Genomic DNA, 11,105 nt, shown 5'->3' with positions numbered 1-11,105 from the left:
CTCGCCGAACGGGCCGGCAACTGGGCCGTCGCGCTGGAGTGGTACCGGCACTTCCTGACCGCCGCCGCGGCTCCGGCAAGCGCGACGGGGCCCGCCGCCGGCTGCGCGCTCTGCGACCGGCCCGCCACCGGCGCCTGCGCAGGCTGCGGCCGCGAGGCCTGCCCCGAGCACCTGCACGCCCCCGAGGGCACCGGATCCCCCCGCTGCGTCCGTTGCGCCGGCCCCGCGCTGCGCGCCGTTCTGGACTGCGCCCGCCGCGTCGGCGTGCCCGAGCAGGCCGAACCCGTCCTCGCCGCCTGGGCCACGGCGCTCGGCGACAGCGCCGCCGCCGGACCGGTGCGGCTCGACCTCGCCCTGCTGCGCGCCGAACTCGGCCGCCACGACGAGGCACTGGCCGGCCTGCCGGCCGACGCCACCGCCGTCCGCGCCGCCGTCCTGGTCCGCCGGGCCGGCGCCGCCCTCGCCGCCGAACAGCCCGGACGGGCCGCCGGCGACCTCCGCCAGGCCCTCACCCTCGCCCCCGGCCACCCGCAGGCCGCAGGCACCCTCGTCCTCCTCGCCGAGCACGAGGCGCACCAGCACGCCACCGAGGGCCGCCACCGCGAGGCCTGGGCGGCCTACCGCGAGCTGCTGCTCAAGGACCCGGCCCACCCCCGGCTGCTGCACGCCCTCGGCCTGGCCGGCTACCGGCTCGCGACCGCATCGGTGTCTGCGACCACGTCGGCGTCCGCGTCCGAGGCGGCGGCCGACGGGACCGACACCGCCGGGACGATCGGCGAGGAGGTCTGGGCCTGGACGCTTGGCTGCCTGGTCGCCGCCCTCCACCAGCCCGAACTGTGGGCCGAGTCCGCCCGGATCACCGGCCGCACCCCCGAACCGCAGCGGCTCGCCGCCGCCCGCACCGGGCTCATCGACCGCCTCCGCGACGACCTGCGCGCCCTCGACCGGGCCGCCGGCCGCGGCGGCGACGAGATGACCGCCTGGACCCTGCGCCTCGGCATGGAGGCCCACAGCGCCGACGCCTTCGCCCGCGAGGACATCCAGATCACCCTGCCCGGCCGCCCCGCCCGCCGCCTGACGGTCGGCCCCACGCTCGACCGGCTGCTCCGCGCCGAGCCCGAACTCGCCGCCTGGGCCGAGGCGTTCGAGCAGGCCGTGCGGGCCTGGCGGCGGCCCGCCGGCCCCGACGCCCCCGCGCCGACCCGCGCCCTCGGCCTCTTCGGCGAGCTCGGCCCGCAGCGCTACCTGCAGCTGCAGGGCCGGCAGGCCGCCGCCGTCGCCGCCCTGGACGCGGTGCCCCAGCAGCGGCGGGGCGAGGACTGGCAGTCGCTGCTCGGCGAGTCGCTGGTCAGCCAGGCCCGCGAGCACCACCGCAACCAGGACTGGCGGGAGGCCCTGGACTGCCTCACCCGGGCCCGGTCCGTCCCCGGCGCCGAACTGCCCGCCGACGCCGCCGCGATCGCCGCCGAGTCCGGTGTCCGGGCCGCCCGCGCACTGCTCAAGAGCACCGTCGACGACCAGCCGGGAGCGGCCGAGCTCCTGGAGAAGGCGTACGCCCTCGCGCCGGACGACCCCGAGGTGCGCGGCGACCTCGGCGCCACCTACGCCCAGTGGGCCCGCAAGATCAACAACGAGGACAAGGACTACACCCGCGCCCTGGACCTGCTGCAGAAGAGCATGGACCTCGTCCCCGGCGACCCGACCGCCCGACACTTCCTGGAGGCCGCCCTCGGCAACCGGGCCGGCCAGCTCAGCCGCCCCGAGGCCTCCGACGCCGAGCTGGAGGAGGCCGCCGACGCCTGGCGGGCGCTGATCTCCCTCAACCCCGACCCGGACCACAGGCTCGGCCTCGCCTTCGTGCTGCGCCACCTCGCCCGCTCGGCCGCCTTCGCCGACAACCGCGTCGTCGCGGTGCAGCGGATGGCCGAGGCGCTGGACGCGGACCCGGAGTGGGACGGCGACGCCGAGGGCGAGGCCCCGCGCCGGGTCGCGGTGATGCTCGCCAACCACGTGGTCGACAACATGGGCGACAAGCCGTTCACCGCCCAGGCCGCCATGCTGCAGAAGGCCAAGTCGTACGACGACTCGACCGACATCCGCCGCCTGATGGTCAGCGTCTGGCGCGGTGAGGCCATCGGCCACTACGAGGCCCGCCGCTACCAGGAGGCGCTCCGGTTGCTGGAGGAGGCGCTCGGGTTGTCCCGCACCCCGGAGGACGTCGACAAGCTGCGCCGCGAACTCGGCATCGTCTACGGCTCGTACGCCGTCCAGCGGGCCAACGCCCGCCAGCTGCGGGAGGCCCGCGAGCTGGCCCGCCGGGCCGTCGAGCACAACCCGGAGGACCAGGAGCTGCGCGCCATGCAGCGGCGGATCAACTCGCTCTACTGACGGCAACCGCACGGCAGTTGCCGTCGTCCTAGACCGTGCGCCACCGGCGCCGTCCGTCGTGGGTCGCCCGCCGTCCCCGCTGCCGTTCCCCGCTGCCGTCCGTCGTGAGTCGTGAGTCGTGAGTCGTGAGGAGAGACCGCCCGTCATGCCACTGCCTGAACCGTCGCCGTACGAGGTCCTGGGCATCCCGCTCACGGCCGGTGTGCGCGAGATCAACCTCGCCGTCGGACCGGCGATGCGGGCCGGCCGCCACACCCGCCAGCAGATCCAGGAGGCCGCCGCGCTGCTGCGCAACCCGGACCGGCGGCTGGAGTCCGACCTCCAGCAGCCCCTCCCGCCGGAGCCCGTCGACCGGGCCGCCGACCTGCTCGCCCCCGCACTCGCCGAACCGCTGCTGGTGATCGAGCGCCCGCCGCTGCCGCCCGTCCCCGCCCTGCTGACGCTGCACCGCGCCGAGCTGGCCGCCGACTTCGCCGACCCCGCCCCGCCGGGCGCCGACCCGGAACCGCCCGTCCCCGCCCGCTACGCGGCCGACCTGTCCGTGCTGCCGCAGATCGAGGTTCCCGAATGACCGACGCACCGACCGCATTCCCGCTCGACGACCACCGGCGGCTGGAGATCCCGCCGGGCGTCGAGGAGGTCGACCTGGAGCGGAAGTTCGTCCAACTGCTCTTCCGGGCTTCCCTGTTGGGGAGCAAGCTGACGGAGCAGCGGCAGGCCGCCCGGGCCGAGCAGCGCGAACTGCTGGGCGTCCTGGTCGAGGTGGACGACGCGCTCGCCGACCTCGGCCTGGACCGCGAGCTGGTGGCGATGGGGCGCGGCGAGGGCATCGAGGCCACCCGGCGGCGGCTGCTCGGCCGGCTCGCCAAGGCCAAGGTCCGCCCGATGCGGCTGGAGGGCATGCCGGCGGACCCGGACCTGACCGAGATCGTCGGCACCGAGGCCCGCCCCGGGGTGGCGCCGGAGACGGTGGTGCGGACGGTGGTCACCGGGTTCTTCTGGGAGGACGAGGTGCTACGGCGGGCCCAAGTGGTGGTCGCCGCAGCGGAGTCGGACCAGGCGCCCGAAGCGGAGGTGCAGCAGCCCGAGAGGGCCGGGGAGCCCGCTGCCGAGACGGTCGGGACAGCCGGATCGGCCGAGGCGACCGAAGTGACCGAGACGGCCGAAGCGACCGAGACGGCCGAAGCCGCCGGAGCGGCTGATCCCGCCGCCGCACAGCCCGCCCGCGCCCAGCCCAAGACGACCCCGCCCCGGGCCCGCCGCAAGGCGATGGCCACGGGCAAGCGGGCCAAGCGCAAGAAGTAGCCAGGACCACGAGGGGCAAGAGGGGAACGACATGTACCGCACACTCGGCATCGACCTGGGCACCACCAACTCCGTGGTCGCCCACCTGCGCCGGGGCGAGCCGGAGATCATCTTCAACCGGCAGAACCAGGAGGCCACGCCCTCCGTCGTCGGCAGCGGCCGCAAGGGCGAGCTGCTGGTGGGCTCCACCGCGCGCAGCCGGATCGCCATCGACGGCGCCAACGTGATCCGCTCGGTGAAGCGCTTCATGGGCCGCAAGTTCAAGGACCCGCAGGTGCAGGCCGCCCTCAAGGAGGTCGACTACAAGGTCACCGCGGGCACCGACGGTGACGTCAACGTCTGGTTCAACGGCCGCTCGTACACCCCGATCGAGATCTCCGCGATCGTCCTGCACCGGCTCAAGGAGGACGCCGAGCAGCGCTTCGGCGAGCCCTTCCCCCGCGCCGTCATCACCGTCCCCGCCTACTTCGGCGAGCGGCAGGTCGCCGCCACCCAGGAGGCGGGCCGGATGGCCGGACTGCACGTGCTGCGGATCATCAACGAGCCGACCGCCGCCGCGCTCGCGTACGGGATCACCTCCGAGGCGGGCGACGAGGGCAAGACCGTACTGGTCTACGACCTCGGCGGCGGCACCTTCGACATCTCCATCCTGCTGCTGGTGCCCGGCTCGGTCTCGGTGCTCGGCATCGAGGGCGACAACCTGCTCGGCGGCGACGACTTCGACCGGGCGATCACCACCGCGCTGCTGGAGGACATCCGCGAGGAGTACGGCTCGGACTACCAGCCCGACCTGCGCGACCGCCCGAAGATCGCCTCCACCGCCGAGACCATCAAGATCGAGCTCTCCAACCAGGAGTCCTCCGAGGTCATCCTGCCCGGCCTCGGCGCCGGACAGCTGGTGCTGGAGACGGAGTTCGAGCGCGCCCGCTTCGAGGAGCTGATCGAGACCCAGATCGAGCGGACCATCGAGCTGACCCACAAGGCCATCATGCAGGCCAACCTGACCGTCGGGGACATCGACGAGGTGGTGCTGGTCGGCGGCTCGACCGCGATCCCGCTGGTCGCCCGGCGGCTCGGCGAGGTGTTCGGCCCCCGCCGGATCCGGCGCGGCGTCAACCCGATGCAGTGCGTGGCACTCGGCGCGGCCGTGCAGTCCGCGCTGGTCGGCGAGGTGGAGTGCCCCGAGTGCCGGGCCCCCGGGGACCTCTCGGCCTCCAACTGCGCCAACTGCGCGACCTCCCTGCTCGGCGGCGACCGGGTCTCCTGCCCGACCTGTCACATCCCGGTCGACTCCGGGGCCGCCGACTGCCCCAAGTGCGGTCAGGAGCTGGGAGGTTCGGCCGGCGGCGGCGCGACCGTGCCGAAGCAGGCCCAGGCCACCACCGTGCTGCGCAGCGACAACTGCCCGCGCTGCGGCACCCCGGCGGCCCCCGGCGTCACCGCCTGCGAACTGTGCGGTGAGGCGCTCAACTCGGCCGCCCCCGGCGGGACCAAGGTGATCTCCACCGCCGCCGAGGACGTCGGCCTGCGCTGCGGCTCCTGCGGCGTGGTCAACCCGCCCGGCAGCGAGGTCTGCACCGGCTGCGGCGAACTGATGCAGGTCACCAACCCCTTCGACATCACGCCGAAGAACCTCGGCATCGAGCTCAACGACGGCCGGCTCGCCGTCATCATCCCCAAGAACACCAGCTACCCGACGAGTTCGCCGGTCAGCCGGGAGTTCGTGGTCTCCGGCAGCGGCCGGCAGCGGCTGGAGGTGGCGGTCTACGAGGGCGAGCACGAGATCGCCCAGCAGAACGAGCTGATCGGCCACCTCACCCTGCGCCTGCCCGAGGGCCTGGGCGGACGCACCCCGGTGGAGGTCTCCTTCGGCCTCGACCGCGACCGCACCATCACCCTGTCCGTACGGATCCAGGGCGGCGCGGAGAAGACCGTCAAGCTGGAGCGGGTCACCCTGGACCCGGAGCTGAAGGTGCAGGTCGAGGAGCAGCAGCGGCAGATCGAGACCTTCACCGACCGCTGGGGCGGGGAGCTGACCGAGGCCGAGATGCGCGAGGCGCAGCGGCTGATGGACGCCCTGGACGACCTGGCGGCCGGCCAGACCCGCGGCCAGTCGGTGGACGAGGCGCTGGAGCGGGCCCAGCGCCAGCTCAAGGCCCAGCGCTGGGTGCGCGGCTCGGAGGCGTACCTGAGCCTGTTCATCCACTACTGCGAGAAGCACCTCGACCCGAGCGACCTGGACCGGCTGCGGTCGGTCTCCGCCGAGCTGCGGCTGCGCCGCGAGGCGGCCGACTGGGAGGGCGCGATGCGCGCGGCTCAGCGGGCGGACGAGCTGTGCGACTCGCTCGGCCACACCATGCGGATGCTCACCATGTGCAACGTCTACGTGACCCAGAACATGGTCTCGCCCGCCCTGGGCCAGCTGATCATGGCGGAGCTGCGCGGCCTGGACGCCGCCGTGGAGGCGCCCAACATGGAGGAGGTCAACAAGCACATGTCGAACCTGCTGGCGCTGTACGCGCAGGCGCAGCGGGAGCTCGGCAGCGAGCCGGCGGCGGAGTCGCTCGGCCCGGTGCGCCCGGAGGAGGCGGGGCCGCGATGAGCGCCGTGGCCGACCCGGAGGTGCTCTGTCCGCTGTGCAAGGTCGCGGCGGATCCGCGGAGCCTGTGCTGCCCCTCCTGCCGCGAGGACGTGTCCGTCCTGTTCCGGCTGCGTTACGCCGGTCGGATCGATTACAACCGGGCGTTGGAGGCGCTGGCGGCCGGCGACGAGGCAACGGCGTGGTTCCGGCTGCGCGGCGCCCTGGAGGCGGAGCCGGGCCTGCATCCGGCCCGGGAGCTGCTGGAATCACTGAGCGTGGCCGGGTCGGCGGGGCTCGTGGGAGTGGGGCGGGAGAGCGACACGCCCTCTGAGTGACCAATTCGGACGCTCCCGACCTGCCGTCGCGTTCCATCGGTGCGAGTGTGATCGTCACACGGAACTTCGCCACCCTCACAAGGAGTGACGCAATGCGTATTCGCACCACCCTCGCCGCCACGGCGCTCGCGGCCGTGGCCGTCCTGGCCGGTGCCGGCACCGCCGCCGCGGGCGACGCCACCGCCAACGGTGTCGCCTACGGCTCGCCGGGCATCCTGTCCGGCAACGTGATCCAGATCCCGATCAACCTCGAAGCCAATGTCTGCGGCAACTCGATCGGGATCATCTCGATCCTGAACCCGGCCATCGGCAACACCTGCATCAACGCGTGACCCGTGCGCTGGGGCCGTCCGTCGAACCTGACGGGCGGCCCCAGCGCCGTGTCCGCACCCCCGTTCGGGGGTGGCGGCGGGGCGCCGGGAACGGGACCATGGTCCCCGTCCTGCCCCGTCGTACCCAGGAGCCCGCACGTGCCGACCACGCCGACCCCGCGCAGCTACGCCTCCGGTACCTCGGACGTCCCGCTGCTCGGCGACACCATCGGGGAGAACCTGGACCGCGCGGTGCGCGCCTTTCCGGACCGCGACGCCCTGGTCGACCGCCCCACCGCGCGCCGCTGGACGTACGCCGAACTCGCCGCCGACGTCGACGCCGTGGCCCTCGGCCTGCTGGAGCTCGGCATCGCCAAGGGCGACCGGGTCGGCATCTGGGCGCCCAACTGCGCCGAGTGGACGCTCACCCAGTACGCCACCGCCAAGCTCGGCGCCGTCCTGGTCACGGTCAACCCCGCCTACCGCGCGCACGAGCTGGAGTACGTGCTGAACCAGGCCGGCATCCGGCTGCTGGTCGCCGCCGAGCGGTTCAAGACCTCCGACTACGCCGCGATGATCGACGAAGTCCGGCCCCGCTGCCCCGAGTTGGAGCGGGTGCTGCTGATCGGCGGTCCGGCCTGGGACGACCTGCTCGCCGCCGGCCGGCGGGCCGACCCGCGGCTGGTCGCGGAATTCGCCGATCGCCAGGGCGAGTTGGCCCCCGACGACCCGATCAACATCCAGTACACCTCGGGGACCACCGGCTTCCCCAAGGGCGCGACCCTGTCGCACCACAACATCCTCAACAACGGGTACTTCGTCGGCGAACTGCTCGACTACACCGAGCAGGACCGGATCTGCATCCCGGTCCCCTTCTACCACTGCTTCGGCATGGTGATGGGAAACCTGGCGGCCACGTCGCACGGCGCCTGCATGGTGATCCCGGCGCCGTCCTTCGAACCCGGCGCCACCCTGGCCGCCGTCGCCGCCGAGCGCTGCACCTCGCTCTACGGCGTGCCGACCATGTTCATCGCCGAACTCGCCGACCCCGACTTCGAGCGCCACGACCTCGGCAGCCTGCGCACCGGCATCATGGCAGGCTCGCCCTGCCCGAGCGAGGTGATGAAGGAGGTCATCGGGCGGATGGGCATGGCCGAGGTCTCCATCTGCTACGGGATGACCGAGACCTCGCCGGTCTCCACCCAGACCCGCGTCGACGACCCGGTCGAGCGCCGGGTCTCCACCGTCGGCCGGGTCGGCCCGCACCTGGAGGTCAAGGTCATCGACCCGGCCACCGGCCGTACCGTCCCGCGCGGCGAGCCCGGTGAGCTGTGCACCCGCGGCTACTCCGTCATGCTCGGCTACTGGAGCGAGCCCGAGCGCACCGCCGAGGCCGTCGACGCCGCGCGCTGGATGCACACCGGGGACCTCGCGGTGATGGACGAGGACGGGTACCTCGCCATCACCGGGCGGATCAAGGACATGGTGATCCGCGGCGGCGAGAACCTCTACCCGCGCGAGATCGAGGAGTTCCTCCACACCCACCCGGACATCCTCGACGTCCAGGTCATCGGCGTCCCCGACCCGAAGTACGGCGAGGAGCTGATGGCCTGGGTCCGGATGCGCGAGGGCGCGGAACCGCTCACCGCGGAGGCCGTGCGGGAGTACTGCGCCGACCGGCTCGCGCACTTCAAGATCCCGCGCTACGTGCACGTGGTCGAGGAGTTCCCGATGACGGTCACCGGGAAGATCCGGAAGGTCGAGATGCGGACGGAGGCGCTGCGGATCCTGGGGCTGTAGGGCGCCCCGGGTCCGGCGGGCTCCGTCGACCGATCCGGTGACGCCGCCGACCCCGGCGCCCGCTGACCGGGCCAGTCCGGGGAGCGGACCCGCACCCCGGGCGGGAGAGTGTGATCATGCCCCTCGACGTCACCGTGGAACGCCTGATCCCCCGTCCGCCCGCCGAGGTCGCCGGCTACGCCATGGACTGGCGCCACGACCACGAGTGGACCCGGGGAATCCGCAGCGCCGCCCTCACCCGGGAGGCCGACACCGGGGGCTTCGGCGTGGGCGCCGAGGTCACCCGGACCGCCCACTTCCTCGGGCGGCGCTTCGAGTACGTGCTGCGGGTGGCGGGCTACGCTCCGCCGCAGGTGCTCGACATGGTCTCGGTCGCGGGGCCGATGCCGATGCACGTCACCTACACCTTCGAGCCCACCCAGGCCGGCACCTTCGCCCGCATCCGGGTCCGCGGCGGCTCCTCGGGCTACCACCGGCTCACCGCGCCGTTGATGTCCCGCCGGGTCCGCACCTCCCTCGCCGAGGACCTGCGCGCGCTCGAAGCCCGCCTCGCCGGCTGACCGCCGCACCGTTCCCCCGACCGCCGCACCGACCCCGGCCCCCGACCGCCGCCCCGTCCGGCGCGGCCGCTCCCTACCCCCGGCGTTCGCTTCGCTCCGGTATCGTGCGCCGTCGTCCGGGCCCGACGGGAAGAGGTGCAGGTCAATGAGTGGGTCGGTGTCGGCTGCCGGGCCGGGGGAGTTGCGGCGGCACCTGGGCGTGTTCGACGCCGTGGTGATCGGGCTGGGGTCGATGATCGGCGCGGGCGTCTTCGCCGCGCTGGCGCCCGCCGCGGCCGCCGCCGGCTCCGGGCTGCTGATCGGACTGGCGTTGGCCGGCGTGGTGGCGTACTGCAACGCGACCTCCTCCGCCCGGCTCGCCGCCCGCTACCCGCAGTCCGGCGGCACCTACGTCTACGGCCGGGAGCGGCTCGGCGAGTTCTGGGGGTACCTCGCCGGGTGGGGCTTCGTCATCGGCAAGACCGCCTCCTGCGCGGCGATGGCGCTCACCGTCGGCTCGTACGTCTGGCCCGCCCAGGCCCACGCCGTCGCGGTCGCCGCGGTGGTGGCGCTGACCGCGGTCGACTACGTCGGCGTGCAGAAGGCGGCCTGGCTGACGCGGGCGATCGTCGCCGTCGTGCTGGGCGTGCTCGCCGCCGTGGTGGTGGCCTGCCTGAGCGGTGGCGAGGCGGACACCGGTCGTTGGGCGGTCGGCGCGGACGCCGGGTTCCACGGGGTGCTGCAGGCCGCCGGCCTGCTGTTCTTCGCCTTCGCCGGGTACGCCCGGATTGCCACCCTCGGCGAGGAGGTGCGTGACCCGCAGCGCACGATCCCGCGCGCGATCCCGCTGGCGCTGGGCATCACCCTGGTCGTGTACGCCGCCGTCGCGCTCGCCGTCCTGGCCGTCCTCGGCCCCGAGGGCCTCGCCCACGCCGGGGCGCCGCTGGCCGACGCGGTCCGGGCCGCCGGGGCGCCCGGGCTGGCCCCGGTGGTGCGCGCCGGGGCGGCGGTGGCCGCCCTCGGTTCGCTGCTCGCGCTGATCCTCGGCGTCTCGCGCACCACGCTGGCGATGGCCCGCGACCACCACCTGCCGCACGCCCTGGCTGCCGTCCACCCGCGCTTCGGCGTGCCGCACCGCGCCGAGCTGGCGGTCGGTGCGGTGGTGGCCGTCGTCGCGGCCGTCGGCGACGTGCGCGGCGCGATCGGCTTCTCCTCCTTCGGCGTGCTCGCCTACTACGCCGTCGCCAACGCCTCCGCCTGGACCCTCACCCCGGCCGAGGGCCGCCCGCCGAGGCTCGTCCCGGTCGTCGGTACGGCCGGCTGCCTCGCGCTGGCCTTCGCCCTTCCGGCGGCCTCCGTCCTGTGGGGCGCGCTGGTGCTCGCGCTCGGCGCCGCCGCGTACGGCGTGCGCAAGGCGGCGGCCCGCCCCTGACGGCCGGTCAGCCGATGCCGCCGGTGCCGCCCGCCGCCCCGGCGCCCGCCTCCACGTCCGCGGGAACGCCGACGGCCGGCGAGGCGGAGGGCCTCGCCGGCCGTCGGCGTGCGTGCGTGCGCTTTACCAGGAGCCCCACTCCTGGTCGGTGGAGACGATCTCGCGGCCGAGCGGCGTCAGCGAGACCGGGATCATCTTCAGGTTGGCCCAGCCGAAGGGGATCCCGATGATCGACAGGAACAGCGGGATGCTGGTGATCAGGTGCGCCAGGGCCAGCCACCACCCGGCGAAGACCAGCCAGATCACATTGCCGACGCACGACGCCGCCCCGGCGTCCGGCCGCTCCACCGCCGTCCGTCCGAACGGCCACAGGATGAAGCCCGCGAGCCGGAACGAGGCGATGCCGAAGGGGAT

General features: G+C 74.1%; 10 protein-coding genes. 9 read left to right on the top strand and 1 reads right to left on the bottom strand.

Annotated features, from left to right (window positions below; all coding sequences use genetic code 11):
- From ABTY56_RS38195 to ABTY56_RS38155, 9 genes are all read left to right on the top strand, one after another.
- A partial coding sequence (locus ABTY56_RS38195; RefSeq protein ID WP_502893275.1) for a hypothetical protein occupies positions 1-2,388 on the top strand: 2,388 nt, incomplete at its 5' end.
- 145 nt (positions 2,389-2,533) lie between these two features.
- On the top strand, positions 2,534-2,959 hold the full coding sequence (locus tag ABTY56_RS38190) for a hypothetical protein (RefSeq protein WP_350634299.1): 426 nt from the start codon (positions 2,534-2,536) through the stop codon (positions 2,957-2,959).
- Entirely contained in the window at positions 2,956-3,693 is a 738-nt protein-coding gene (locus ABTY56_RS38185) for a nucleotide exchange factor GrpE (RefSeq protein WP_350634298.1), read from the top strand. Before ABTY56_RS38190 ends, ABTY56_RS38185 begins: the two co-directional genes overlap by 4 nt.
- Before the next feature lie 31 nt (positions 3,694-3,724).
- Positions 3,725-6,295 (top strand): Hsp70 family protein, encoded by a 2,571-nt coding sequence (locus ABTY56_RS38180; protein ID WP_350634297.1) that lies wholly within the window; start codon positions 3,725-3,727, stop codon positions 6,293-6,295.
- On the top strand, positions 6,292-6,609 hold the full coding sequence (locus tag ABTY56_RS38175) for a hypothetical protein (protein WP_350634296.1): 318 nt from the start codon (positions 6,292-6,294) through the stop codon (positions 6,607-6,609). The genes ABTY56_RS38180 and ABTY56_RS38175 overlap by 4 nt, the downstream gene beginning before the upstream one ends.
- 92 nt (positions 6,610-6,701) lie before the next feature.
- Positions 6,702-6,941, top strand: coding sequence for a chaplin (locus ABTY56_RS38170; RefSeq protein ID WP_350634295.1), 240 nt, complete (start codon positions 6,702-6,704; stop codon positions 6,939-6,941).
- 138 nt (positions 6,942-7,079) lie between these two features.
- Positions 7,080-8,720, top strand: a complete 1,641-nt coding sequence (locus ABTY56_RS38165) for an AMP-binding protein (RefSeq protein ID WP_350634294.1) — start codon at positions 7,080-7,082, stop codon at positions 8,718-8,720.
- A 116-nt stretch (positions 8,721-8,836) separates the two neighbouring features.
- Positions 8,837-9,280, top strand: a complete 444-nt coding sequence (locus ABTY56_RS38160) for an SRPBCC family protein (protein WP_350634293.1) — start codon at positions 8,837-8,839, stop codon at positions 9,278-9,280.
- Between the two features lie 145 nt (positions 9,281-9,425).
- Positions 9,426-10,691, top strand: coding sequence for an APC family permease (locus ABTY56_RS38155; protein WP_350634292.1), 1,266 nt, complete (start codon positions 9,426-9,428; stop codon positions 10,689-10,691).
- A 123-nt stretch (positions 10,692-10,814) separates the two neighbouring features.
- Here the strand turns inward: ABTY56_RS38155 and ABTY56_RS38150 are convergent.
- Positions 10,815-11,105, bottom strand: a 291-nt coding sequence (locus ABTY56_RS38150; RefSeq protein WP_350634291.1) for a YccF domain-containing protein, incomplete at its 5' end; no start/stop codon positions are given.

Source organism: Kitasatospora sp. NPDC097691, assembly GCF_040302665.1.
Lineage (GTDB): Bacteria > Actinomycetota > Actinomycetes > Streptomycetales > Streptomycetaceae > Kitasatospora.
This window is presented reverse-complemented; position numbering and strand designations above follow the sequence as displayed.